This window comes from Kocuria tytonicola, assembly GCF_003687175.1.
Taxonomy (GTDB): Bacteria; Actinomycetota; Actinomycetes; order Actinomycetales; family Micrococcaceae; genus Kocuria; species Kocuria tytonicola.
On the sequence record NZ_RDEX01000001.1, the window covers coordinates 285,642 to 309,370 of the forward strand.

Annotated in this window: 24 protein-coding genes; 7 read left to right on the forward strand and 17 right to left on the reverse strand. The window is 68.6% G+C overall.

The window, feature by feature from the left end; translation table 11 throughout:
• Positions 1-338 precede the first annotated feature (338 nt).
• The 9 genes from EAE32_RS01260 to EAE32_RS01300 form a co-directional block, all read right to left on the reverse strand.
• Positions 339-650, reverse strand: coding sequence for a hypothetical protein (locus EAE32_RS01260; RefSeq protein WP_121863928.1), 312 nt, complete (start codon positions 648-650; stop codon positions 339-341).
• A 194-nt stretch (positions 651-844) separates the two neighbouring features.
• Positions 845-1,294: a 50S ribosomal protein L9 gene (gene rplI, locus EAE32_RS01265; protein ID WP_121845499.1), complete on the reverse strand. Its 450-nt coding sequence runs from the start codon at positions 1,292-1,294 to the stop codon at positions 845-847.
• Between the two features lie 20 nt (positions 1,295-1,314).
• Positions 1,315-1,551, reverse strand: coding sequence for a 30S ribosomal protein S18 (gene rpsR, locus EAE32_RS01270; protein WP_055084974.1), 237 nt, complete (start codon positions 1,549-1,551; stop codon positions 1,315-1,317).
• A 66-nt stretch (positions 1,552-1,617) separates the two neighbouring features.
• Entirely contained in the window at positions 1,618-2,250 is a 633-nt protein-coding gene (locus tag EAE32_RS01275; RefSeq protein WP_121863929.1) for a single-stranded DNA-binding protein, read from the reverse strand.
• 124 nt (positions 2,251-2,374) lie between these two features.
• Complete coding sequence (rpsF, locus tag EAE32_RS01280; protein ID WP_121845501.1) at positions 2,375-2,680, reverse strand: 30S ribosomal protein S6; 306 nt, start codon at positions 2,678-2,680, stop codon at positions 2,375-2,377.
• A gap of 130 nt (positions 2,681-2,810) precedes the next feature.
• Entirely contained in the window at positions 2,811-3,230 is a 420-nt protein-coding gene (locus tag EAE32_RS01285; RefSeq protein WP_121863930.1) for a TM2 domain-containing protein, read from the reverse strand.
• Positions 3,231-3,283: 53 nt separating this feature from the next.
• Positions 3,284-4,444 (reverse strand): hypothetical protein, encoded by a 1,161-nt coding sequence (locus EAE32_RS01290; protein WP_121863931.1) that lies wholly within the window; start codon positions 4,442-4,444, stop codon positions 3,284-3,286.
• A gap of 15 nt (positions 4,445-4,459) precedes the next feature.
• Positions 4,460-5,719 (reverse strand): glycosyltransferase 87 family protein, encoded by a 1,260-nt coding sequence (locus tag EAE32_RS01295; protein ID WP_121863932.1) that lies wholly within the window; start codon positions 5,717-5,719, stop codon positions 4,460-4,462.
• A 191-nt stretch (positions 5,720-5,910) separates the two neighbouring features.
• The gene (locus EAE32_RS01300) at positions 5,911-7,335 is read right to left on the reverse strand and encodes a CCA tRNA nucleotidyltransferase (protein ID WP_121864742.1); all 1,425 of its coding nucleotides are present in this window, start codon (positions 7,333-7,335) and stop codon (positions 5,911-5,913) included.
• A 78-nt stretch (positions 7,336-7,413) separates the two neighbouring features.
• Here EAE32_RS01300 and EAE32_RS01305 point away from each other — a divergent pair, with 78 nt between their 5' ends.
• The 6 genes from EAE32_RS01305 (at position 7,414) to EAE32_RS01330 (ending at position 14,342) form a co-directional block, all read left to right on the forward strand.
• Positions 7,414-7,914, forward strand: coding sequence for an NUDIX hydrolase (locus tag EAE32_RS01305; RefSeq protein WP_121863933.1), 501 nt, complete (start codon positions 7,414-7,416; stop codon positions 7,912-7,914).
• A gap of 65 nt (positions 7,915-7,979) precedes the next feature.
• Positions 7,980-9,635, forward strand: a complete 1,656-nt coding sequence (murJ, locus tag EAE32_RS01310; RefSeq protein ID WP_121863934.1) for a murein biosynthesis integral membrane protein MurJ — start codon at positions 7,980-7,982, stop codon at positions 9,633-9,635.
• 66 nt (positions 9,636-9,701) lie between these two features.
• Positions 9,702-11,375 carry a hypothetical protein gene (locus EAE32_RS01315; protein WP_121863935.1) on the forward strand — a complete coding sequence of 558 codons (1,674 nt, stop codon included), beginning with the start codon at positions 9,702-9,704 and terminating at the stop codon, positions 11,373-11,375.
• 180 nt (positions 11,376-11,555) lie between these two features.
• Positions 11,556-12,596, forward strand: a complete 1,041-nt coding sequence (trxB, locus tag EAE32_RS01320) for a thioredoxin-disulfide reductase (RefSeq protein ID WP_121863936.1) — start codon at positions 11,556-11,558, stop codon at positions 12,594-12,596.
• A 67-nt stretch (positions 12,597-12,663) separates the two neighbouring features.
• Complete coding sequence (gene trxA, locus EAE32_RS01325) at positions 12,664-12,999, forward strand: thioredoxin (RefSeq protein WP_121845508.1); 336 nt, start codon at positions 12,664-12,666, stop codon at positions 12,997-12,999.
• Between the two features lie 116 nt (positions 13,000-13,115).
• On the forward strand, positions 13,116-14,342 hold the full coding sequence (locus tag EAE32_RS01330; protein WP_121863937.1) for an N-acetylmuramoyl-L-alanine amidase: 1,227 nt from the start codon (positions 13,116-13,118) through the stop codon (positions 14,340-14,342).
• 160 nt (positions 14,343-14,502) lie between these two features.
• Here the strand turns inward: EAE32_RS01330 and EAE32_RS01335 are convergent, their stop codons facing one another.
• The 8 genes from EAE32_RS01335 to rpmH all read right to left on the reverse strand — a co-directional run bounded on the left by EAE32_RS01335 (position 14,503) and on the right by rpmH (position 21,405).
• Positions 14,503-15,747 (reverse strand): ParB/RepB/Spo0J family partition protein, encoded by a 1,245-nt coding sequence (locus EAE32_RS01335; protein ID WP_424321723.1) that lies wholly within the window; start codon positions 15,745-15,747, stop codon positions 14,503-14,505.
• 1,254 nt (positions 15,748-17,001) lie between these two features.
• The gene (locus tag EAE32_RS01340) at positions 17,002-17,856 is read right to left on the reverse strand and encodes a ParA family protein (protein WP_121845511.1); all 855 of its coding nucleotides are present in this window, start codon (positions 17,854-17,856) and stop codon (positions 17,002-17,004) included.
• Positions 17,857-18,127: 271 nt separating this feature from the next.
• Positions 18,128-18,865, reverse strand: a complete 738-nt coding sequence (rsmG, locus tag EAE32_RS01345) for a 16S rRNA (guanine(527)-N(7))-methyltransferase RsmG (protein ID WP_121845512.1) — start codon at positions 18,863-18,865, stop codon at positions 18,128-18,130.
• Positions 18,862-19,401 (reverse strand): Jag family protein, encoded by a 540-nt coding sequence (locus tag EAE32_RS01350; RefSeq protein WP_121845513.1) that lies wholly within the window; start codon positions 19,399-19,401, stop codon positions 18,862-18,864. Before EAE32_RS01350 ends, rsmG begins: the two co-directional genes overlap by 4 nt.
• Positions 19,402-19,414: 13 nt before the next feature.
• A complete protein-coding gene (gene yidC / locus EAE32_RS01355; protein ID WP_121845514.1) occupies positions 19,415-20,398 on the reverse strand; it encodes a membrane protein insertase YidC in 984 nt (327 codons plus the stop codon).
• Positions 20,395-20,829 carry a membrane protein insertion efficiency factor YidD gene (yidD, locus tag EAE32_RS01360; RefSeq protein ID WP_240625035.1) on the reverse strand — a complete coding sequence of 145 codons (435 nt, stop codon included), beginning with the start codon at positions 20,827-20,829 and terminating at the stop codon, positions 20,395-20,397. Before yidD ends, yidC begins: the two co-directional genes overlap by 4 nt.
• A 68-nt stretch (positions 20,830-20,897) precedes the next feature.
• Positions 20,898-21,308 (reverse strand): ribonuclease P protein component, encoded by a 411-nt coding sequence (gene rnpA / locus EAE32_RS01365; RefSeq protein WP_424321724.1) that lies wholly within the window; start codon positions 21,306-21,308, stop codon positions 20,898-20,900.
• Positions 21,268-21,405 carry a 50S ribosomal protein L34 gene (gene rpmH / locus EAE32_RS01370; protein WP_012399425.1) on the reverse strand — a complete coding sequence of 46 codons (138 nt, stop codon included), beginning with the start codon at positions 21,403-21,405 and terminating at the stop codon, positions 21,268-21,270. Before rpmH ends, rnpA begins: the two co-directional genes overlap by 41 nt.
• A gap of 424 nt (positions 21,406-21,829) precedes the next feature.
• Between rpmH and dnaA the strand changes: the two genes are divergently transcribed.
• Entirely contained in the window at positions 21,830-23,473 is a 1,644-nt protein-coding gene (dnaA, locus tag EAE32_RS01375) for a chromosomal replication initiator protein DnaA (protein ID WP_121863939.1), read from the forward strand.
• Positions 23,474-23,729: the final 256 nt, after the last annotated feature.

Here is a 23,729-nt window from a genome sequence, read left to right on the forward strand (position 1 = left end):
CGGTCCCGTTCATTGTCGCACCGCCCGCAGACCCGCATGACGGCCCGTCGCGGACCCCGCTTTTCCCCGCTGAACGACGACGCCGCCGCGCCGCCGCCCTGCCGCGCGTCACCACCCGGGCGACCCCGTGAAGCCGCGGTGACCAGGGGCGATGACGGAACGTGCCCACGGCCCCGGGTGGGCGGCGTCGTCCCGGGAAGCGCCTGGCGGGAGCACATGAGAAGCACACTGTCCACTGCCTGTGGACAACGTTGTGGAGATCGTGTGGAACACGCCAGGCGTGCGTGTGCACAGCATGTGGAAAGCGTTGTGGACAACCTCTCGCTGCTGTGGACGAGTCAGCTCAGCGCCACGATGCACAGCAGCCACAGCAGGGGTGAGCAGAGGATCGCCAGCACGAGCAGGGCCACGAAGCGACCGCGCAGGGCCGGGAAGGACAGGGTCCCGGCCACGGCGACCACTCCCGTGGTGAGCGATGCGATGACGCTGAGTACCAGACCGGTCAGCATCACGGACATGGCCGCCCGGGGGCCGAACGAGTTGCCCAGTGCGAATCCCCCGAAGAAGAACGCCACGGTCAGCACCAGGCTCACCCCGCCGGCCCAGAACAGCTTCCGGCCCGTGCTGGGCCGCCTCCCACTCGTGATCATGGCCAGCATCCTCCCACGGGGCACTGACGAGACACTGGACGGGTCCGGACAGGGAAGAACCCCGTGGAACGTGTGTTCCACGGGGTTCTCACGGATCCTTCACCGATCCGCGTTCCGTACCCCTGCGAGCCTCCGCGTGAGCGGGACCCGGCAGGGATGCCACGGCCCGGTGGGACCGTGGGTGGACACGCGAATCAGGCGGGGACGACCTCGAACTCCACGTTCGCGTTGACGTCCTCGTGCAGGTGGACCACGGCCTGGTACACGCCGGTGGTCTTGATGCGCTGGGTCAGGTCCACGCGACGCTTGTCGATGGAGCCCAGACCGGCACTCTCCACTGCGGACGCGATGTCGCCGGCGCGGACCGTGCCGAACAGGCGACCCTCGGCACCGGCCGTGACCGGAACGGTCAGGGTGGTGGAGGTCAGCTTGGCGGCGAGAGCCTGGGCGTCCTCGAGGGAGGACAGCTCACGGGCCGCACGAGCCTGCTTGATCGACTCGATCTGCTTCTCGGCGCCACGGCTCCACGGGGTGGCGAAGCCGCGGGGGAACAGGAAGTTACGGGCGTAGCCGTTCTTCACGTCCACCACGTCGCCAGCGGAACCGAGCCCGGAGACTTCCTGGGTCAGGATGATCTTTGCCATGAATTCTCAGTCCTCTCTGATCAGCGGCCGGCGCCGGAGTAGGGCAGCAGTGCCACTTCGCGAGCGTTCTTGATCGCCTGGGCGATCTTGCGCTGCTCCTGGACGGACACGCCGGTCACGCGGCGAGCGCGGATCTTTCCGCGATCGGAGATGAACTTGCGCAGCAGAGCGACATCCTTGTAGTCGATCTCGGTGATGTCGGCCGCCTTGAGCGGGTTCTGCTTTGGTTTCGGCTTGCGGATTTCAGCCTTGGCCATCGTGGTGCTCCTTTTCTGGTGCGGAGCCCGCAGGCATGCCTGCGGGATGGGGTGGATTGGTTGGGTCTAGAAGGGAGGCTCGTCCTCGGAGTCGGCACCCCAGTCGTAGCTGCCGCCGGAGGACTGGCCCCACGGGTCACCGCTCTGCTGGCGCTGCTGGCCGCCGCTGTTGCCCTGGTTGCCGTTGAAACCGCCCTGGCTGCTCTGGTTCCCGCCGAAGCCGCCGCCCTGGGAGTCGTTGAAGCCTCCCTGGCCGCCGCCCTGGTTGACACCACTGCCGCCCTGACCGCCGCCGAAGCCCTGGTTCCCGCCGTAGGAGCTGTTGCCCCCACCGCGCGAGTTCCGGTTGATCTTGGCGGTCGCGTACTTCATGGAGGGGCCGATCTCGTCCACTTCCAGCTCGGTGCTGGTGCGGCGCTCCCCCTCCTTGGTCTCGTACGAGCGTGCCTTGAGGCGGCCCTGGACGATCACGCGGGTGCCCTTGGTGAGGGACTCCGCAACGTTCTCGGCAGCCTCACGCCACACGGAGCAGCGCATGAAGAGGGTTTCCTGGTCCTTCCACTCGTTGCTCTGCCGGTCGAACGCGCGCGGGGTGGACGCAACGGTGAAGTTGGCCACCGCGGCCCCGGACGGCGTGAAGCGAAGTTCGGGGTCTGCGGTCAGATTTCCGATCACGGTGATGACGGTGTCGCCAGCCATGTGAACCTCCGGGTGTGTGGACGCTGGATGCAGGACTCAGTGGGGTGCCAGCATCTCACGCCGGTGCCGTGCGGGCTCCTGGCGCGAGGTGCTCTGTGCAGTCCGGGTGGACCGCACGCTCACCTCACTTGCCGTGGATCTTCTGCTCTTCCGGGCGGATGATCTTGGTGCGCATCACGGCCTCGTTGAGGCTCAGGACGCGGTCCAGTTCCTTGGCGGTCTGCGGCTCGGCGGTGAAGTTCACCACGGCGTAGATGCCCTCGGACTTCTTCTGGATCTCGTAGGCCAGGCGACGACGGCCCCAGATGTCGAGCTTCTCGACGGTGCCGTTCTCCTTGGTGACGACCTCGAGGAACTTCTTGAGGGTCGGCTCGACGGCGCGCTCCTCCACCTCGGGGTTGAGGATGACCATCAGTTCGTATTCACGCATGTAAAGAACCCACCTCCTTCGGGCTAAGCGGCTGCGGTCCTTCCGCAGCAGGAGGTTCTGTGCGTATGTCGGTGCCGGCAGCGAACGACGCACGGCACACAGACTTTCCTACATTACTACAGGGGGGGCCTCAGTAGCCACTCACCCGGCGGGCCAGCCGGGCGTTGAGGGTGCCCACGCGCAGCGGGATCACGAAGATGTCGATGAGCATCAGGAGCCACAGCGGGATCAGGAAGAACCAGCCGATCAGGATCCCCACCGTGAGCCAGCCGGTGGCGCCCAGGAGGAAGTACAGGATGCCCTGGAAAGGCTGCGCCAGGTAGAACTTGTGCACTCCGAACTGCCCCAGGAAGAACCACAGCACGTAGGCCAGCAGCGCCGACTTGCCGCCCACCACGTTGACGTTCACCGTGGGCGCGCCCGCGCCGGGCTGGCCCCACTGCGAGGCGCCACCCGCGGGACCGAACGGCGGCCCCTGGCGGTACCCCTGCGGTGCACCCTCGCGAGGGGGCAGGGGCTGCGCGCGGTAGTACTCCGGTTCCTCGGCCATGCTGCGCTCCTGTCTCTGACCGGCTGCCGGGTCGCAACCGTCTTCCCCCGATTCTACGAGGGGCGGCTGGACCTCTCCCGAGGGCCCAGCGTCGAGCGCAGGTGCACGTCGGTCTCCAGACGCTGCCCGGTGGTCCGCGCCGTCGCCTCGATCCCGAACTCCACGGTGCCCTTCTTCCGGTGTCCGTCCTGCACCCACTCCACGGAGGCCTTCGCGGCCCGGAAGCGCACGGCGTGGAACGTCAGCGGGTCCTTCGCGTCCTGCTCCAGCAGGAGCGAGGGCCGGGAGGCCAGCTCCCACCGCACGTCCGAGACCCCCTCCGGGAGCCTTTCAGCCGGAGTGCGCCCGTCCGCGCCCCTGCTCCCCGCGGACGACGCCGCTCGTGCCAGTTCGCGCGGCACCGGGCACCGCCCGGGGTCCAGGTGCACGGCCCGGCGGCACCGGGCGAGGGCGTCCTGGACGTCCCGCTCCACGGCCTCCCACATGCGCGGCGACGCCGTGTAGGCGACCTCCGCAAGAGCCTCACGAGGTGCCGCCATGGATATCACCGCCGGGGCATGCTCACTGGTCAGGAGGTACGAGTCCCGCGGCAGAGCGACGTCGTACGCGCCGGGCAGGCCCTCCAGGCGCCACGTGCGCGCGGGGGCCGCGGGATCTGACGGGTCCGTGGGCGTCAGGAAGGAGGGATCGGGCCGGACCGTCGCCCCGTTGACCGTGAGGGCGTCCACCGCTGCGGGCAGGTGCACGGCCACCGGGGCGTCGTCCCGGTCCCGCAGCTGCCACGAGTCGTTGAAGGGCCCCCACGCGGAGACCCGGTGGACGGTGTACTCGCGCCGGACCGTGGCGCCGCTCCCCGTGCGGACGTCCACGGCCACCCGGGCCACGTCACCCGTCACGCGCGTGCCCACGAACTCGTGGTGCTGCGGGCGGTTCGCGGCCGCCCGGTAGACCGCGTTGCCCAGCAGCTGCGCACGGTCCACACCGTTCTGGACCATCAGAGGGGCGAGCACCTGCCGGGCGCTGCCGCCCTCGAGGTAGCCCAGGTAGGTGTCCACGGGGGACTCCGGCTCACGGGCCACCAGCAGGTAGTTCGCCGCGGTGGACCACGCGGTGACCGTGAGCACCACGAACACCACGATCAGCACCATGGGAACGCGCAGCACCCGCCACGAGGGCAGCCTCAGGCGTTCGAACCGGGAGTCACGCTCGGCCACTGGCACCCACCGTCGTCACTGGACGGCGGACGCGCCCAGGGCCGCCGCCTTGCGTCCGCGGAACATGTCCACCACCACGGCCACCACCAGGTAGACCAGGAAGAGGTAGCGCACCACGGCCAGCAGGTCCTGGGCGCTCCACCCGAACTCCTGCACCCATGGGAGCGTGGGCCACGCGGAGGCCGGGAGCACCACGGTGGCCCAGTAGAACATCTCCACCACCTGCCACAGCGCGAACTCCACCCAGTTGCGGCGGCACAGGATGACGAGCGGCACGAGCCACACCACGTAGGTCAGGGAGTACTCCTTGGCCAGCAGGATGTAGAGGGCCAGCAGCAGGAACGTCACCTGGACCGCCGAGGGCTCGCGCTTGCTCAGCAGGGACACCAGCAGCACGAACACGAGCGCCAGGACCATGCTCAGCAGCACGAACTGGGCCCCGTCCCCGGCGCCCAAGGAGATGCCGGTGCGCGGCTCCACCGTGTCGGACCAGACGTTCCACAGGGAGGGCTGCTCCGTGCCGGCATGGAGCATCGTGGTGAACTGGGCCACCCAGCGGTCCCACGCGGTGAGCATGTACGTGCCGTTGATGACCGCCCACGCGAACACCGCCCACAGCAGGGCGCCCAGGATGTCCTTCAGGAAGCGGTGGCGCGCGGCCATGATCAGGATGGCCAGGAGCACCACCACCGGGAAGAACGCCACGGAGGCCCCGAAACCCACCATGATCCCGGCCACCGCCGGGTTGCCGCGCACGTAGCCGAGCAGGGCCAGCATCATGAAGAGGACGGCCCACAGGTCCCAGGACTGGAACCCCACCAGCACGATCACCGGGGACAGCGCCATCACGAAGGCGTCCGTGCGGCGGTTGCCGCTCAGGGAGGAGACCACGGCCACGATCGCGAGCCACACCAGGGCCAGCAGCACCAGCGACAGGTCCAGGTAGAAGCCCTTGCCCACGTCCAGCCCCATGAGCGAGGAGAGGTTGGACGCGAACCATCCGATGATGGTGGTGATCATCCCCACGAGCACGGGCTGGTCCCCCGTGGGCCCGCCCGTGAAGAAGCCCCCGGCCACGTCCGTGGAGCGCACGGCCAGGTCCCCCGCGCCGACCACCGTGGAGCACAGCTGCGGCACCTGCTCGGCCACGTGCCAGTCCGGGACGCGGCACGGGATGCGCAGAACATAGGCCATCATCACCGTGTAGAGGCCGAGGCCCAGCAGCACCAGCCCGGCACTTCCTCCGGATCTGTTGCGCGCACCTTCAAGGCTCATGGGGGTCTCCCTCGGACACGGTTGCTGTTGGCCCCAAGTGTTCCACGGCTGCGCACCCTGCCCGGTCATGGCGCCGTGGATGAAGTCGGTGCCGTCCCACACGGTAGTCCCGCCCCTGAGGACAGCCCCGTTCCCGACGACGCCGCGCCCGGGACCACCAGCACCCAGGACCGCAGCGGCGGGCGCGCGCCTCAGGAGTCCGTGACGCCCTTCTCCCGGGCCCACGCCAGCAGCCGTTCCCGTGCGACGTCCTCCCCCACGGCACCCTCGTCCAGGCGCATCTCCAGGAGGAACTTGTAGGCCCGCCCCACCACCGGCCCCGGGGGGACACCCAGGATCGCCATGATCTGCTGGCCGTCCAGCTCGGGGCGCACGGCCTCGAGCTGCTCCTGCTCGGCGAGCTGCTCGATGCGCCGTTCGAGCTCGTCGTAGTGGCCCGCGAGCCGCGCCGCCTTGCGCCGGTTGCGGGTGGTCACGTCGGAGCGGGTGAGCCGGTGCAGCCGCTCCAGCTCGTCCCCCGCGTCCCGCACGTAGCGGCGCACGGCGGAGTCGGTCCAGTCCGCCTCCCCATATCCGTAGAAACGCATATGAAGCTCCACGAGCCGCGTGACCCGCTTGATGGTGTCGTTGTCGAAGCGCAGCGCCTTCATCCGCTTCCGCGTGAGCTTGGCCCCCACCACCTCGTGGTGGCGGAAACTCACCGCCCCGGTGGGCTCGAACTTCCGCGTGGCGGGCTTGCCGACGTCGTGCATGAGGGCGGCGAACCGGAGGACGAAGTCCGGGGCGGGGACGGCGCCGTCGGGACCGGTCTCCTTCTCCGCCGCCTGCTCCATGACCGTGAGGGAATGCTGGTAGACGTCCTTGTGGTGGTGCGCCTCGTCCGTCTCGAGCTGCAACGCGGGGACCTCAGGGAGAACGATCTGCGCGAGTCCCGTGTCCACCAGAAGCTCCACGCCGCGGCGGGGGTGGGCGCCGCAGATGAGCTTGACCAGCTCCTCGCGCACGCGCTCCGCGGAGACGATCTCGATGCGCTGGGCCATGGCCGTCATGGCCTCCCGCACGGGCTCGGCCACGGTGAGTCCCAGCTGGGACGTGAACCGCGCGGCGCGCATCATGCGCAGGGGATCGTCCGTGAAGGAGTCCTCCGGGGTCCCCGGGGTCCGCAGCATCCCGGCGTGCAGGTCCTTGATGCCCCCGAAGGGGTCCACCAGCTCCATGTCCGGCAGCCGCAGGGCCATGGCGTTGACCGTGAAGTCGCGGCGCCGCAGGTCCTCGGTGAGGTCGTCCCCGAAGGCCACGGTGGGTTTGCGGGAGTCGGGGTCGTAGGCCTCCGCACGGTAGGTCGTGACCTCCAGCTGCATCCCGGCCTTGCGCATCCCGATGGTCCCGAAGTCCCGGCCGATCTCCCAGTGCGCGTCCGCCCAGTTGCGGATGATCTCCAGGGTCTGGTCCGGGCCCGCGTCCGTGGTGAAGTCCAGGTCCAGGGCCTCACGGCCCAGCAGCAGGTCCCGCACCGGTCCGCCCACCAGGGACAGTTCGTGGCCGGCGCGCTCGAACAGGCGGCCGAGCTCGCGGGAGACGGGATGGAGTGAGGAGGTGTCCAGCAGCTGCGTCATGATGCGAGCCATTATCGCACCAGCGGGGTCCGCCACCTGCTTCAGGGTGCACCGGGGAATGTGGCTAAGGTAGGGGCCATGGCATTCCCCGTACCCAGCGCGCCCAAGAGGCGACCGAACCAACCGGTCGCCGCGCTGCCCACGGTGGAAGAGGTGTCGGCCGGCGGGATCGTGGTGAACCTCGCGGACCCCGCGCACCCGGTGGCCATCATCGCCCGCATCAACCGCGGCGGTCGTCTCGAGTGGTGCCTGCCCAAGGGCCATCCCGAGGGTGATGAGACCAACCAGGAAGCCGCCGTGCGGGAGATCGAGGAGGAGACCGGGATCATGGGTCGCGTGCTCTCCCCGCTGGGCAGCATCGACTACTGGTTCACCGTCTCCGGGCACCGCGTGCACAAGACCGTCCACCACTTCCTGCTGGAGGCCACGGGCGGCCACCTGACCACGGAGAACGATCCGGACCACGAGGCCGTCGACGTCGCCTGGTCCGGGATCGACGACCTCGGCCGGACGCTGTCCTTCCCCAACGAGCGGCGCATCGCCGACATCGCCAGGGAATACATCATCCACCAGTTGTAGGCTGTCCCGTTCGAACCGTCGCGCGCCGCGCACGGTCCCATCCCTCGTGCAGGAGGCCATGTTCCATGCAGAAGTCCGGGGCGCGCGCCAGCGCCGTCATGGCCTCCGGGACGCTGGTCTCCCGCATCCTGGGATTCGTCAAGACGTTCCTGATCACGGTGGCCATCGGCTCCGCGGCAACCATGGCGGACGTGTTCCAGCTGGCCAACACGCTGCCCAACCTCATCTACGTGCTGATTGCCGGCGGCGTGTTCAACGCGGTGCTCGTGCCGCAGATCATCAAGGCGTCCAAGGCGGAGGACGAGGGTGCCGACTACATCTCCCGGCTGCTCACCCTCGCGGTCATCGCGCTGCTCGTGATCACGGGCGCGGTGCTGCTGTGCGTGGGGCCCATCATGGAGCTGATGGGCCCGGGCTGGTCGGATGCCCAGCTGACCATGGGCACCATGTTCGCGCTCATCACCTTCCCGCAGATCTTCTTCTACGGCCTCTACACCGTGGTGGGCCAGGTGCTCAACGCCAAGGGCGCGTTCGGTGCCTACATGTGGGCTCCCGTGCTCAACAACGTGGTCGCGATCCTCTCGCTGCTCGTGTTCATCCACCAGTTCGGCCCGTTCCGCACCCACCCCCACTCCCTGGAGAACTGGACCGCCGGGCAGACGTTCTGGCTGGTGGTGATGTCCACGGTGGGTGTGGCCGCACAGGCCTTCATCCTCTTCTGGCCGCTGGCCCGCCTGGGTCTGCGCATCCGCCCCCGCTTCGGCTGGCGCGGCATCGGTCTCTCGACCGCGGGACGCCTCGGGGGCTGGACGCTCGCGACCGGCGTGATCGCGAACCTCGCCTTCATGGCCCTGTACCGCACCGCGGCCATCCCCACCGGCGCCCGGCCCGACGTCGCTCCCGGCCCGGGCGGGCCGCCGCCCATCGCGGGCACGGCCGTCCTGGACCAGGCCACCATGCTCTATGCGCTGCCCCACGGGGTGATCGGGCTGTCGATCGCCACGGTGCTGTTCAACCGCATGGCCGCGGCGGCGGCGGAGAAGGACCGTGAGTCCCTGGTCTCCTCCCTGTCCTCGAGCCTGCGGGTGACCGGCGTGGCCACGGTGTTCTGCATGATCGCGCTGATCGTGTACGCGGGGCCCCTGGGCATGCTGTTCTCGGGCGGCGTGCCCGCGGCGGGTGCGGTGATCGGCCAGGTGATCACGGTGATCGCCGTCGGAGCGCCGTTCATGTCCACCGCGTTCATGCTGGGCCGGGCGTTCTACGCGGACGAGGACGCCCGCACCCCGTTCTTCGTCCAGCTCGCGGTCTCCCTGTTCACGGTGCTCGGCGCGGTGGTCATCGCCCGAGTCCTCCCCCCGGAGCAGATGGTCTTCGCGGTCGCCGCCTGCTACGCGGTGCAGAACATCCTGGCCACGGTGATCTACCACTACGCGCTCAAGCGCCGGATCGGGGACTACGGGCTGGCCCGCATCGTGGGCTCCCACGCCCGGATCCTGGCCGCCTCGCTCGTGGCCGGAGCCGCCGGAGCAGTGGTGCTGTGGTTGCTCGGCGGGTATGCCCCCGGTGGCTTCCCGTGGCACAACCAGCTCTCCGCGCTGCTCAGCATCGCGGTGGGCGGTGCGGCGATGGCCCTCGTGTACGCCGTGGCGCTCAAGCTGTTCCGCGTGGCGGAGTTCACCGGCCTGCTGGCCCCGCTGAAGGCCAAACTCGGCCGTTAGACTGCCCGAAAGATTCGTTCTCGCGTCCGTGCGACCGCCGCGGCGCCCGAAGCAGAGGGAGCCACCGTGTCCCAGCCCATCGCGCTCGGAGCCATCCTGGGGGGCCGCTACAAGGTCAGTGCGTCCCTGCTCAGCACAGCCGAGGACGACCACGTCCTGCAGGGCGAGGACCAGATCCTGCGCCGCCGGATCTCCATCCTGGTCCCGGCCGCCGCCCACGAGTCCACGGTGGTGCACAATGCCCGCGCGCTGGCCGCCGGCGCGGGGCACAGCGGCTTCCAGGTCCTGGACATGGGCCAGACGGAGGACACCACCTACCTGGTCACCTCCTACACCCCGGCCTCGGACCTGCTGGACGCCCTCCTGTTCACGGACGAGGACTCCGACGACTACTCGCTCTCCGACGACATCTTCGGCAACCCCCGCACCGCGTCCTCCTCCTCCTACATCTACCAGGAGCCGGACCCCACGCAGTCCCAGCAGCGCGTCTCCCGCCATGGCGAGGACTCGGAGCCGGATGTCCCGGCCGTCACGCGCTGGGACGGCCCCGACGACGACAGCTACGACGACGCACCCGCCGCCCCGTCCGTGCGCAACCGTCTGGGGATGGCCCGCAAGGTCCGTCCCGCCGCCGTGCGCTCCACCCTCTTCGACCGCGCCGCCTCCCGGGGCGGTTCGGCCGGGGCCACCGTGGCCGCGGGCGCCATCGACCCCACCTACGACGGCGACAACCGCTACGAGAGCTTCGAGCGCACCGAGGGCAAACCCGACCGCCTGGACGACCGCACCTCCTCGTCCCGGACCGCACCCCGGGAGGACCTCCACCGGGGCGACCTCCCGGAGGCCGACCTCGACCACGAGGACACCGCCCCCGTGGACCTGCAGCCGGCCCCCTCCGGAGGTGCCGGGCACGGGGCGGCGGACCCCGCGGCGTCGGCCCCTGCAACAGGCGGCGGCCCGGACGCCGCAGTGGCCGAGCAGAGCACGGGTGCCGCAGCGGGAGCTGCGGAGGAGCCGACCGGGCCCACGCCGGAATCGGAGCCGGAGGAGGGCGGTTCCGGCGGCGCCACCGCGGCTGCGGAGGGGGAGAACCGCAGGGGACCGCTGCGCTGGCTGCTGCTGATGCTCCTGGCCCTGGTGCTGATCGGGGCCATCGTGCTCGGTTTCCGCGGTCTCGGTTCGCTCACCTCGCACTTCGCCCAGCAGGGACCGCCGCAGCAGAGTGCGGCCACCGGACCTCAGGAGGGAACCCCGGCGGCGTCGGTGTCCCCGAGCGCCACGGCCGCACCGGCGATTGGGTCCGTGACCCGCGTGACCTCGGACCCGGAGTTCATGGCGGACACGGACGCCACGCTGAACCAGGCCACGGACGGCAACCCCGCCACGTACTGGCTCAGCTACGGGTTCTCGAACGCCACGTTCGGCAGCCTCGCTGACTCCGTGGGACTCGCGGCCCAGCTGAAGGAGCCCGCCACGGCCCAGGAGCTCACCGTCCAGCAGGCGAACGGCACCGGTGGCCGGTTCACCGTGTACGTCTCGGACCAGCCCGGCCTGGAGGGCGCACAGGAGGTGGGCAAGGGCTCGTTCACGGGCCCCGAGATCCGCGTCCCGCTCTCGGACGCCGCGCGCAGCACCCCGCACCGCTTCGTGCTCGTGGTGTGGACGGAGCTGCCGCAGCTCACGAGCCCCATCGGCGGCTACCCCTACGGCCTGCGCATCGGGGAAATCTCCCTCCGGTGACCCACCGCTCCGACGGTCGGCCCGGTCAGGTCGGACGTGCCTGCCGCGCACAGCTCGTCACCGCCTCCCGTGCCGCGCGGCCCCGCGGAACGGGCACGGAATATCTGCACGACCTCCCCACGTTCTGGGGTGTAGTCCACCTCCGCGGCACGCGGCGATCCAGGGAAAGGCGTTCCACCAGTGAGCAATCAGTCCGGCATCTTCTCGAGTGCTGTGAACCTCGGCGTCACCGGCGCGGCCCGGTCCGCCCCGGCGGACGTCTCGCACCCTGCGGCGGACGCGGGCGACGACGCCGTCCACGACGTCGTCATCGTGGGTTCCGGTCCCGCGGGCTACACGGCCGCGATCTACACCGCTCGGGCGAACCTCAAGCCCGTGGTCCTGGCCGGGTCCGTGACCGCCGGCGGCGAGCTCATGAACACCACCGAGGTGGAGAACTACCCCGGTTTCATCGACGGCATCATGGGCCCCGAGCTCATGGACAACATGCAGCAGCAGGCCGAGCGCTTCGGGGCGGACATCCGCTACGAGGACGTGGTCTCCGTGGAGCTGGACGGTGAGGTCAAGACCGTGACCACCGAGGACGGAACCGTCCTGCGGGCACGCGCCGTGGTGATCTCCACCGGCTCCGCGTACCGCAAGCTGGGACTCCCGGACGAGGAGCGGCTGTCCGGGCACGGCGTGTCCTGGTGCGCCACGTGCGACGGCTTCTTCTTCAAGGGCCAGAACGTGGCCGTGGTGGGCGGCGGGGACTCCGCGATCGAGGAGGCCACCTTCCTCACCAAGTTCGCGGACAAGGTCACCCTGATCCACCGCCGTGACCAGTTCCGGGCCTCGGACATCATGAAGCAGCGCGCCCTCGACGACCCCAAGATCGAGATCCTCTGGAACACCCGGGTCTCCGGCATCCGCGGGGAGAACAAGGTGGAGGCCCTCGAACTGGAGGACACCGTCACGGGGGAGGCCTCCGAGCTGCCCGTGACCGGCGTGTTCGTGGCCATCGGCTCCGATCCCCGCGTGGATCTGGTCAAGGACCAGCTGGAGCTCACGGTGGACAGCACGATCGCCGTGGACGGACGCTCCTCCACCACGTCCCTGCCCGGGGTGTTCGCCGCCGGCGACGTGGTGGACCCCACCTATCGCCAGGCCATCACCGCCGCCGGCTCCGGCTGCGTGGCCGCCGTGGACGTGGAGCACTACCTCGCGGCGCTGGACAGCTGATCACCCTCATCCCCGCTCCCCACGGCCGCTCGGAGCCCTCCGGACGGCCCCGTTGAAAGGAATCACCATGAGCGCAGCCAAGGACGTCACGGACGCCACCTTCCAGGCGGAGGTCCTGGAGAACTCTAAGCCCACCATCGTGGACTTCTGGGCTGAGTGGTGCGGCCCGTGCCGCCAGCTCGGCCCGGTCCTCGACGCACTGGCCGCGGAGCACGCGGACCAGGTGGACGTGGTGAAGGTCAACGTGGACGACAACCCCGCGATCGCGTCCCAGTACGGCATCACCTCCATCCCGGCCGTCTACCTCTTCGCCGACGGCGAGGTGGCCAAGACCTCCATCGGCGCCAAGCCCAAGTCCGCCCTGGAGAAGGAATTCGCGGAGTACCTCACCCCCTCCGCCTGAGGTGCACAGCCCGGGTCCGGCGCACACGGAGTGCGCTGGACCCGGGTTTTTTCTGAGACGATGCCATCCTGACGTCCCGTCCTCCAGGGACGGGCCACTACCCAAGGGAGAACCACGTGCTGCAACCCCCTCCCGGAGCTGCTCTCCGACACGGCGCGACCGATCGACGGGTCACCGGGCTCAGGGATCGCCTGGTCCGAGCAGGTGTCACGGACCCGGGCATCGCGCCCGACGCCGTGCCGGACCCCTCCGTGTTCGACCGCGGCGTGGACCACGCCGTCAGGGCGTTCCAGCAGCACAAGGGGCTCATCGTGGACGGCGTCGTGGGACCCGAGACCGAGGCCGCGCTCAACGACGCCCAATACACCCTGGGTGACCGTCCCCTTGCCTTCGACGAGTCGCAGCCGTTGCACGGTGACGACGTCGAGGAGCTCCAGAACAACCTCTCTCTGTTGGGTTTCTACTACGGTCACCTGGACGGCACCTTCAACCGTCAGACCGAGTTCGCCGTGCGAGAGCTGCAGAGCAGCCTGGGTGTTCGTGTGGACGGGGAAGTCGCGTTGGAAACACTCGCGGGTCTGGCACGGGTGAGCAAGAAGATCACCTCCGCCAAGGCGTTCTCCCTGCGCGACCACCGTCGGCTGGGGATGCTCCACGAGGCCCTGCGGGAGCGGGACGTCATCCTGATCCCCTCAGGCGCCATTGCGCAGGAAACTCCCCAGGGTGCCCCCGAGGATTTCGCCGAGGATCAGGACCGGATCTCCCTGGACGTGGCCGTGAAAGTGCACGATCTGCTCCGCAACGTGGGGGCCGCCCCGGTGCTCGTGGATCCTTGCCCTGCGCCCTACGGGGAGGCACGCACGGTGGAGAACGAGCGCACCGTGGTGACCGACCCCCGTGAGGCCTTGACGTCGCATCCCTCGGCCCTTGTGCTCTGTCTGCAGTGCGACTGGAACTCCTCGCCGCACGCGGAGGGTGTGGCCACGTTCTTCTGGGGTGACCCCAGCACCGGTCAGCCCCATGCACCCATTGGGCAGATGGCGTCCACCATGATCCTCCGGGAACTCGTGGCCAGGACCGGGGCGCAGGATCTCGGTGCACACGCTCGTCAGTGGAGCGAACTCCGTGCCGCAGGGACCGCGGCCGCCTGGGTGGCCCTGGGCTACCTGTCCAACGGTGGAGAGCGGGCAAAGCTGCAGGATGACACGTACCGAGCTCGCCTGGCGGAGTCCCTGCTGTGCGGCCTCCAGCGTGTCCTCGCGCCCTCCACCGACGCCGCCTCGACGGCCACGGGCACCATGAGCCTTGCCGACATCCAGAGCTACTACCACCAGAACCCCTGAGTCGGGGGCGGGTCGGAACCGCCGCCGGCGTTCGTGCACGGGGCAGAAAGCTTTACCGCGCAGTGAACGGCCGCGATGTTTCACGTGAAACATCGCGGCCGTTCTGCGTTCGGAAATCGGCTCCGTCACTCAACCATCGGCGGCACCGTGCCTCTGGGCTTCACTTGTCCGACTCCAGTTTGGGGTCCAGGACATCAATGATGCGATTGAGATCCTCCACCGAGGCGAACTCAATGGTCATCTTGCCCTTGCGAGCACCCAGCTGGATCTTGACGCTCGTGTCCAGCTTGTCCGAGAAGGCGTCCGCAATGTACCCCAGCCTGTCATCGTGCCGCGTGGTAGGCGCCTTGCGGCTCCCCGCGTGACGCTTGGCCCCGTCCGACAGCGCCACGGCCTCCTCCGTGGCGCGCACCGAGAGCCCCTCCGCCACGATTCGCTGCGCCAGCCTTTCCATCTCCGCAGGATCCGTCAGAGCGAGAAGGGCCCGAGCGTGGCCGGAGCTGAGAACACCAGCAGCCACTCGGCGCTGCACGAGAGCGGGCAGCCGCAGCAGGCGCAGCGTGTTCGAGATCTGAGGCCGTGAGCGACCAATTCGTTCCGACAGCTGCTCCTGGGTGGCGCCGAACTCCTCCATCAGCTGCTGGTAGGCCGCAGCCTCCTCCAACGGGTTCAGCTGGGCGCGGTGCAGGTTCTCCAGGAGCGCGTCGCGCAGCAGGTCGTTGTCCGCAGTGTCGCGGATGATGGCCGGGATCGTGGTCAGGCCCGCCTCCTGGACCGCCCGCCACCGGCGTTCACCCATGACCAGTTCGTACGACTCCGCACCCCCGTCCTGGCTCGGGCGCACGACGATGGGCTGCAGGACCCCCAGCTCCTTGACCGAAAAGGCCAGCTCGGCGAGCTCGTCCTCGTCGAAAACCTGGCGGGGCTGCTTGCGGTTGGGGTGGATGTCCGTGACACTGAGTTCCGCGAACACGGCACCCGGCACGGCTTGAAGCTCTGTCGGCTCCGTTGCAGAGGACGACCCCGGGTCTCCGGCGCCGTGTTCAGGAATGTTTTTCCCTCCCTTCGGCGTCAAAGTGCCCGCAGGATCCTGACGCTCGACCGCAGATGACCTGCGTGTCCGACCCGACTCCCCGTTGTTGCCGTCAGCATTGCCCCCTGCGCCTCCATCATGTGTGGCAGAAGAGGCGGGGCTATCTTCGGCCTTCAGCGATGCTCGCGATGTTTCACGTGAAACATCGCGGGCGCCTGCCTCCCCCGAGTGCTCGCGCGGGGCCATGGAGCGGCGAGTCGTCGAGCGGGGCACCTCTGCATCCTGGGCGGTCTTGCCGGACCTCTTTTCCTCCGACGACGACCCCGCTGTCGCCTCGTCTCCGCCGTTGGAGGGCGTGGAGTCCGCTACCATCTCCCGGGCACCCCCCGGCACGGCCTCGGACCGTGTGGGGGACTTCGTAGGAGCTGCCCCTGTGAGCGACTGCGCGTGGTTTCTCCCCCCGTTGGGACCCGGTCGACCGGACTCGACCTCCGTGGCAGCCGCCGAATCCGAGGGCAGGAAGAACATATCCACCGGGCGACTCACTGACGTGGTGCTTCTCAAGGCCTGCACCATGTCACGTCGCCCACGGCCGGTCGTACGCCCAGATCGCCCACCGCTGACGGGGGCTGCGGCGTCCTTCTTCGATGTTTCACGTGAAACATCGCGCCGAGTGGGACTTGCGGACGAGGTATCGGCTCCTGCAACGGCCCCTTCCTCGACGGGCACCGCCTGATCCTTCGCACCACGCGACGTGGCAGACCGCACTGAGCCATCGGCGGAAGCGCGTGTTTGGCGGCGTGGAGCCTCGGCGTCTGCGCTCCCCGCGTTCTGACGAGCGCTCTTCTTCTCAGCATTCGTAGCGTGCTGAGATGACGAAGTGGGAGACGTGGGCGCCTTCTGTGCCTTCGACGCACGCCGCTGTTCGAGCCCGTCCGACCCGGTAGACGGCGGGGCCTCCTTGGGGCCCGTGCCGACGTCGTGAGTCGCCCCCTCGCCTGTGTTGGCTTTCGCATCACTCGAGGCCACGCGGCGCGTGCTCGATGATGTGCCCTTCGAGTCGGTGCCGCCGGCCCCTCCAGCTGACCGTGCGGTGGGCGTCCCTCCCGGCTCCTTCTGGGCCGCAGGATCAGCGCCCTCTGAGTGGGCAGCGTCTTGCGGTGCCTCGCTCGGGATGAGAGCCCCGAGCCCCCGACCCAATCCCCGACGTCGTTCAGCCACTGGACAGTCCTTTCACACGCTGATGTTTCACCCCATCGTAGTCGTGAGAACACCGCTCAGAGTCCCATGGATCAGCAGTCACGGCCACCGCGTAAAGTCATTTCCCCCTGCCACTGAGTCCACGACGTGCGCGGATCATCGAGCGTGTTGCACGCCTGACCTCGCGGCTGTCTCGGGCCATGGCGCCCTCGACCTGTTGGAACGTGTTACCTGTGATCGTCCACCTGCGCGCCCATGAACGAAGGACAGAAGGCGTCGGGGCGGGCGGGCCCGTCTCCAAGACAGTGAGGCCCGGTGCTCCGCGGCTTCCGTCCCCGGCTCAGCGAAAAGGCCCCGATGTTTCACGTGAAACATCGGGGCCTTCGGGACGCGGGGCGATGACGGGGCGTCACATGTCTGCTGTGCTCAGGCTCGAGGATCCCGGCTTGCCAGCTCCGCGGCCGCTTCGAGGTAGGACAGGGCGCCCGTGGAGCTGGGATCGTAGGTGATCACGCTCTGCTGGTAGCTGGGGGCCTCGGAAATGCGCACAGACCGCGGAATCATGGTCTCCATGACCTCGGCCGGGAAGTGCGCGCGCACCTCATCCGCCACCTGGGAGGCGAGGTTGGTGCGTCCGTCGTACATGGTCAGGAGGATGGAGGAGACCTTGAGGTCCGGATTGAGGTGCTTCTGAATCATCTTGATGTTGTTCAGCAGCTGGCTGAGACCCTCCAGTGCGTAGTACTCGCACTGAATGGGGATGAGCACCTCGGTGGCCGCCACGAACGCGTTGATGGTCAGGAGGCCCAGGCTTGGAGGGCAGTCGATGAACACGTAGTCGAGTCGAGGCAGGTTCTGCTCTTCGCGGGCTGTGGCGTATTCGCGCAGAGCTCGCTGAAGCCGCTGCTCGCGGGCCACTACGGACACGAGCTCGATCTCGGCCCCGGCGAGGTCGATGGTCGCCGGCAGCACCCACAGATTCTCCATCTCGGGGGACTTGGTGACGACGTCCGCCACCGGCACCTCGTCGATGAGGATGTCGTACACGGAGTCGGCCTCCGCACCGTGGGGTATGCCCAGAGCGGTGGAGGCATTGCCCTGGGGGTCGTTGTCCACCACGAGCACGTGCTGGCCCTGCTGGGCCAGTGCCACGGCCAGATTCACCGACGTGCTGGTCTTGCCCACACCACCCTTCTGATTGCTGATGGTGATGAAGCGGGTGTCCGCCGGGTGGTCCAGCTGCACGTTCTTGAGCTTGGCGCGGCGCTTGTTCTCTTCCACGAGTTTCCTCCCCAGGGCGGTATCCGCCACCGCGTCTTGTGCTGCGGCACCTGCATGGCCGTCTGTTTCACGTGAAACATGTTTTCCGCGATCAGGAACAACCTTTTGAGCTTGGGAAACGGGATCCGGCGGGAGACCAAAGTCGTGTCCGCGGGGTGCGGACGTGCCTGTCTGCTCAGGGGTGGTCATCGACGGTCCCTTCCGTGTCTGATGCGGTGCACTCCATAGCCTATCGACATCCCCGCACCCCGCAGCCGACGCGGGGCGGCGCTCACAGCACCAGCCGCGCCACGGTGGTCGGCTCGCTCAGCAGCTCCCCACCCACGGTGAGGACCTCGGCGGAACGGACCCCGAAGCGCGAGAACTTCTTCGACGCCTTCTCGAGCTCCTCCTCGGCGGAACGGCCCTTGAGAGCGAGGAGCTCGCCGGAACCCTTGAGCAGCGGCAGCGTGATGTCCATGAGTCCCACCAGCGCGGACACCGCTCGGGCGGTCACCACGTCCACGGGGCCCACGTCCTTCTTGGCCTGCTCCGCACGGGCGCGCACCACTCGCACGCCGTCCAACGAGAGGTCCGCAATGACCTCCTCGAGCCACGTCACCCGGCGCTCCAGGGGTTCCACCAGGGTGATCGTGAGGTCCGGGCGGGCAATTGCCAGGCACAGCCCCGGCAGACCCGCTCCGGACCCGACGTCCACCACACGGGCCTGCGGCGGAATCAGCGCCTCGACCACGGCGCAGTTCAGGACGTGCCGCTCCCACAGCCGAGGTGCCTCCCGCGGTCCGATGAGACCACGCACGATGCCCGAGGACGCCAGGTGCTCGGTGTATCTGCGCGCGACGTCCAACCGCTCACCGAAGATCTGCTGGGCCGCCTCCTCGAGATCCCCCAGCGGGGGAGCAGGCTGCGGTTCAGGGGCCGCTCGAGGAGCGCGACGTTCCTCGGACCGGGGCCCCGTCTCCTCCCGAGCGGCGTCACGGTGACGAGGTGTGGAACGGTTCCCGCTCATTCGCCGGCCGAGACCACGATGTGGCGCTCCGCGCCGTCGCCCTCCGAGACGGAGACCAGACCGGCCTCTGCCACGGCGTCGTGGACGAGCTTGCGCTCGTAGGGGGACAGCGGCGGCAGGTGCACGCGGCCACCGTCCTGCGCCACCCGGGCCACGGCGTCGTCGGCCATGGTGCGCAGCTGGGCCGCGCGTTCATCGCGGTGCCCGGCCACGTCCAGGATGAGCCTGCTGCGGCGCTGCGTGGCGCCGAGAACGGACAGCCGTGCGAGTTCCTGCAGGGCTTCCACGGTCTCACCGTGCTCGCCCACGAGTGCCGCCAGATCAGCGTCGTCGTCCTCGGCCACCACGGAGACGTAGGTGCGCCCGTCCCGAACCTCGATCTCGATGTCCCCGTCGATGTCCGCGGTGTCGAGGAGCTCCTCGATGTAGTCGGCCGCGATCTCGCCCTCTTCCTCGAGCGGGGAAAGCTGCGCCGCGTCAGAGGGCTCCGCCGCGTCCTGGGCCGTGGGATCCTGGGCGTTGTCCGTCTCGTTCATGGGATGAGACCTCTCAGCCGTTGTTCTTCTTGGACTGCTGCTTCTGGCGCTTCTTGGACACCGGCTGCGTGCGCTGACCCGCAGCCGCACGCTCGCGCTGCTCCACGAGCTTCTCCTCGTGCTCCTTCTTGGTCATTCCCACGGGGGGCAGGCCCTTGGCGGCACGGCGCTCGTTGAGCTCACGCTCCGCCTGCGATCCCTTGGTGGGGTTGTTGCGGATGACCCACCACTGCTGGCCCATGGACCACAGGTTGGAGACCGTCCAGTAGACGAGCACACCGAGCGGGAAGTTGATGCCGCCGATCGCGAAGATGATAGGGAACAGGTAGAGCATCATCTGCTGCTGGCGGTACATGGGGGACTCCTTGGCGGAGTCGCTCATGTTGCGCGCGGTCAGCTGGCGCTGCGTGATGAACTGGGTGGCGCTCATGGCCACGATCATCACGAGGGCCAGGATGATGGTGGCCGCGTGGTTGCCGTTGCCCGGCTGCATCAGGGTGGAGAACAGGGGAGCGCCGAAGATCGTGGACTCGTTGAACTGGTGCACCATCTCCGGGGTGAGGAGGTGGATGGCCTCGTTGTTCTGCGCGGCCTGGGGCACGGAGCGCAGCACCTGGAACAGGGCGAAGAAGATGGGCATCTGCACGATGATCGGCAGGCACGCCGCGAACGGGTTGGAGCCGTGCTCCTTGTACAGGGCCATCTGCTCCTCCGCCATGGCCTGGCGGGAGAGCTGGTCCTTCTTGCCCTTGTACTTGGCCTGCAGCTTGGCCATCTCCGGCTGCAGCTCCTGCATGCCGCGCATGGACTTGATCTGCTTGAGGAACAGCGGGATGGTCAGCGTGCGCATCACGAGGGTGAGGCCCACGATGCACAGCACCCAGGTGAGACCGGACGTGGGGTCGGCACCGATCAGGGTGAACAGCTCGTGGAACACCCACAGGACCGCGGAGACGATCCATTTGAAGGGCAAGAGGATGAGGTCGAAGAAATTCATCGAGCGTTGGCTCCTTGAGCCGCGCCGTGGCGGGCCGGGCAGTCGTGCGTGGACTCACGCGCGAGGTTCGGGTGGTTGAGCAGAACGATTTTGGGGGTCGCGGCCGGCGAGGGAAACTCCCGGCCCCCCGCCGGAACCCTGTCGATCCCGCCGGCGGCCCAGGGATGGCAGCGCAGCAGCCGACTCACGGTCAGACCCAGCCCCCGCACGGCTCCGTGGACGGTGAACGCCTCCAGCGCGTAGGCGGAGCAGGAGGGGAAGTAGCGGCACACGTCCCCGTAGAGCGGTGAGACGATCGCCCGGTAGAGCTTGAGCAGCGCAATGCACACGTTCTGCGGGACCCGGGTGAGCGTTCGCAGGACCCCGCCCGGAAGGCAGTACTCGTGCGGCGCCTGGGCCAGCAGCTGTTCAGGAGTCACCCGTGCTGTCACGCCAGCGCCTCCTTCCGGACTTCCTGCGGGGAACGTTACGGCATGCGCCCTGCGCGTCCCTGGGAGCATCATCGAACCCGGCGGAGCGCGGTGTCCAGGGCGGAGCGGTAGTCGCGGCCCAGCTCCTCCCACGACGCCGCCGCGGCCGGGGGCAGCGCGCGCACCACCAGGTCGACCCCGTGGGGACGCTCGCGGACGGTCTGCGCACTGAGCTCGCGCAGCCTCCGCTTGACCTTGTTGCGGGTCACCGCGTTCCCCACGGCCTTGGAGACCACGAATCCCACGCGTGACGGCTCCCCGGTGCCGCCCCGCACGGATACGACGACGTTCCGGCGGCCGCTGCGGGCCCCGGAACGTACGGTGGTCGAGAATTGCGCAGAGGTCCGCATCCGATGCCTGGTGGGCAGCACGATGCGAACCTCGCGGGGTGGGAAGCGCTCAGGCCGACAGGCTGGCGCGACCCTTGCTGCGGCGGGCACCGATGATGGCGCGGCCGGCGCGGGTGCGCATGCGAGCGCGGAAGCCGTGCTTGCGGGCGCGGCGGCGGTTGTTCGGCTGGAAAGTCCGCTTGGGCATTAGTCACTCCATGAGGTTGGACTACGGTGTGCCAACTGCGATGGGACGCAGGGGGCGCACGCGGTAGGTTTCTGGGGGCGTGCGGGCACGCAAAATCGCGATCCTACACGCACAAGACTGATTCACAGTAGTCAATGCGCTCTCCCCGGTCAAATCACTCTGCCCTTCCGCCGCCCTCCACAGCTGTGCACACACGCCGCCCCCGGGGTGTGGAAAACGGCCGCCGAGACCGCCGCAGGAGCGGGTTATCCCCAGCCCGGAACTACACTTGTGTAGTTCTGATCGGGCGCGAAACCGGGCTATGAAGGGCCGCGACACGTGTTCTAGGCTGGATCCCGCGGCCGCCCCCACGAGGTTTATCCACCGCTGTGCACAACTCTGTGGAAAACTGGGCCGTCCCGGTCCATCACGTCAGGAGTTGCCCATGCAGCAGGAGAACCAGGCTTTGCTCGAACAGTGGGCAGAGTGCCTCCGCATCATGCGCGCCGACCCCCGCGTCTCCGGGCGGTCACGGGGCAACATCGCCGTGTGCGACCCCCGGGGCCTGATGGGAACCACACTCCTGGTGGCCGTGCCCAGCGAAGCCACCCGGGGCTTCCTCCAGCAGAAGCCCATGTCCGAGGTGCTGGACCAGACCGTGAGCACGGTCTTCGGCCCGGACACCCTGGTGGCCTTCGTCGTGGATCCCGAGCTCGAGCTGCAGCCGCGGTCGGTGGCACCCGCCTCCGACCCCCACCGTGCGGACTCCGCCGTCCCGTCGATCGACGAGATCGAGGCCGAGCGCGGTCCCGGCTCGTTCCCGACCCCCCCGACCCACGCGCCTGCCGCGGAGGCTCACGAAGCGGATCGTGCGCAGGTGCTGCACACCGACTCGGAGGGCCGAGCCCCGGGCGGCTCCGGGTCCGCCTCCGATCTCGGTGGCCTCCCCCCGCGGCGCACGCCCGCCGCGTCCCCCGTGCAGCAACCTCGCGAAGTGCTGACCACGGGAAGCGGCTCCGACACGAGCCCCGCCGACTCGGAGTGGGACAGCTCCGCACGGCTGAACCCCAAGTACGTCTTCGACTCCTTCGTGATCGGCCAGTCCAACCGTTTTGCCCACGCGGCAGCGTTCGCCGTGGCGGAGACCCCCGCCAAGGCATATAACCCGCTGTTCATCTACGGGGACTCCGGGCTCGGCAAGACCCACCTGCTGCACGCGATCGGTCACTACGCCAAACGGCTCTACCCCAAGCTGCGGGTGCGGTACGTGAACTCCGAGGAGTTCACCAACGACTTCATCAACTCCATCCGGGACGACGAGGGGTCTTCCTTCAAGGGCATCTACCGCAACGTGGACCTGCTGCTGATCGACGACATCCAGTTCCTCGCCGGCAAGGAGCACACGCAGGAGGAGTTCTTCCACACGTTCAACGCGCTGCACAACCACGAGAAACAGATCGTGATCACCTCCGACATGCCGCCCAAGCAGCTCACCGGGTTCGCCGAGCGCATGCGGTCCCGCTTCGAGTGGGGTCTGATCACGGACGTGCAGCCGCCCGAGCTGGAGACGCGCATCGCAATCCTCCGCAAGAAGGCGATCAGCGAGGGCATGGACGCGCCGGACGACGTCATGGAGTACATCGCCTCGCACATCTCCACCAACATCCGCGAGCTGGAGGGTGCGCTGATCCGCGTCACGGCGTTCGCCTCCCTGAACAAGCAGGCCGTGGACCTGCCGCTCGCGGAGCTCGTGCTCAAGGACCTGATCACGGACGACGGCGGCCAGGAGATCACGGCGGCCTCGATCCTGGGACAGACCGCGGCGTTCTTCAACATCACCCTGGACGAGCTGAAGTCCAAGTCCCGCACCCGCACGCTGGTCACCGCGCGGCAGATCGCCATGTACCTGCTGCGCGAGCTCACGGACATGTCGCTTCCCAAGATCGGGCAGGAACTGGGAGGCCGCGACCACACCACGGTGATGCACGCGGACCGCAAGATCCGCACCCTCATGGCCGAGCGACGTCAGATCTTCGACCAGGTCACGGAGCTGACCAACCGGATCAAGCAGCAGTCGCGCGAGGGCTGACAGACCCTCCGCACGCGTCAACACCCCGCGGGGCCCCGGACACGCCGTCCGGGGCCCGTTCTTGTCATTCACCCGAACGGGCCGTCCACAGCTGCCACCGCGGGAACACGGGACTCGACCCGACTCCTCCCCAGGCGGGAGGGCGCTTGTGGATGGACTGTGCACGGGTGGAAAACACGTCATGTGGAAAAATCTGTGGACAACCGACGGCCGCCGGTGGAGAACTCCCCACAAACGGTGGGCAGGGCTGTGGAAG

Excerpts from the sequence above, each read along its gene's own strand:
- rsmG (WP_121845512.1), bottom strand. The coding sequence starts at position 18,865 with ATGAGCGGGAACCGTTCCACACCTCGTCACCGTGACGCCGCTCGGGAG.
- EAE32_RS01285 (WP_121863930.1), bottom strand. The coding sequence starts at position 3,230 with ATGGCCGAGGAACCGGAGTACTACCGCGCGCAGCCCCTGCCCCCTCGC.
- rpmH (WP_012399425.1), bottom strand. The coding sequence starts at position 21,405 with ATGCCCAAGCGGACTTTCCAGCCGAACAACCGCCGCCGCGCCCGCAAG.
- EAE32_RS01260 (WP_121863928.1), bottom strand. The coding sequence starts at position 650 with ATGATCACGAGTGGGAGGCGGCCCAGCACGGGCCGGAAGCTGTTCTGG.
- yidC (WP_121845514.1), bottom strand. The coding sequence starts at position 20,398 with ATGAATTTCTTCGACCTCATCCTCTTGCCCTTCAAATGGATCGTCTCC.
- dnaA (WP_121863939.1), top strand. The coding sequence starts at position 21,830 with ATGCAGCAGGAGAACCAGGCTTTGCTCGAACAGTGGGCAGAGTGCCTC.
- EAE32_RS01275 (WP_121863929.1), bottom strand. The coding sequence starts at position 2,250 with ATGGCTGGCGACACCGTCATCACCGTGATCGGAAATCTGACCGCAGAC.
- murJ (WP_121863934.1), top strand. The coding sequence starts at position 7,980 with ATGCAGAAGTCCGGGGCGCGCGCCAGCGCCGTCATGGCCTCCGGGACG.
- EAE32_RS01335 (WP_424321723.1), bottom strand. The coding sequence starts at position 15,747 with ATGGTAGCGGACTCCACGCCCTCCAACGGCGGAGACGAGGCGACAGCG.
- EAE32_RS01300 (WP_121864742.1), bottom strand. The coding sequence starts at position 7,335 with ATGACGCAGCTGCTGGACACCTCCTCACTCCATCCCGTCTCCCGCGAG.
- EAE32_RS01295 (WP_121863932.1), bottom strand. The coding sequence starts at position 5,719 with ATGAGCCTTGAAGGTGCGCGCAACAGATCCGGAGGAAGTGCCGGGCTG.
- trxA (WP_121845508.1), top strand. The coding sequence starts at position 12,664 with ATGAGCGCAGCCAAGGACGTCACGGACGCCACCTTCCAGGCGGAGGTC.
- rpsF (WP_121845501.1), bottom strand. The coding sequence starts at position 2,680 with ATGCGTGAATACGAACTGATGGTCATCCTCAACCCCGAGGTGGAGGAG.
- EAE32_RS01350 (WP_121845513.1), bottom strand. The coding sequence starts at position 19,401 with ATGAACGAGACGGACAACGCCCAGGATCCCACGGCCCAGGACGCGGCG.
- EAE32_RS01305 (WP_121863933.1), top strand. The coding sequence starts at position 7,414 with ATGGCATTCCCCGTACCCAGCGCGCCCAAGAGGCGACCGAACCAACCG.
- rplI (WP_121845499.1), bottom strand. The coding sequence starts at position 1,294 with ATGGCAAAGATCATCCTGACCCAGGAAGTCTCCGGGCTCGGTTCCGCT.
- rpsR (WP_055084974.1), bottom strand. The coding sequence starts at position 1,551 with ATGGCCAAGGCTGAAATCCGCAAGCCGAAACCAAAGCAGAACCCGCTC.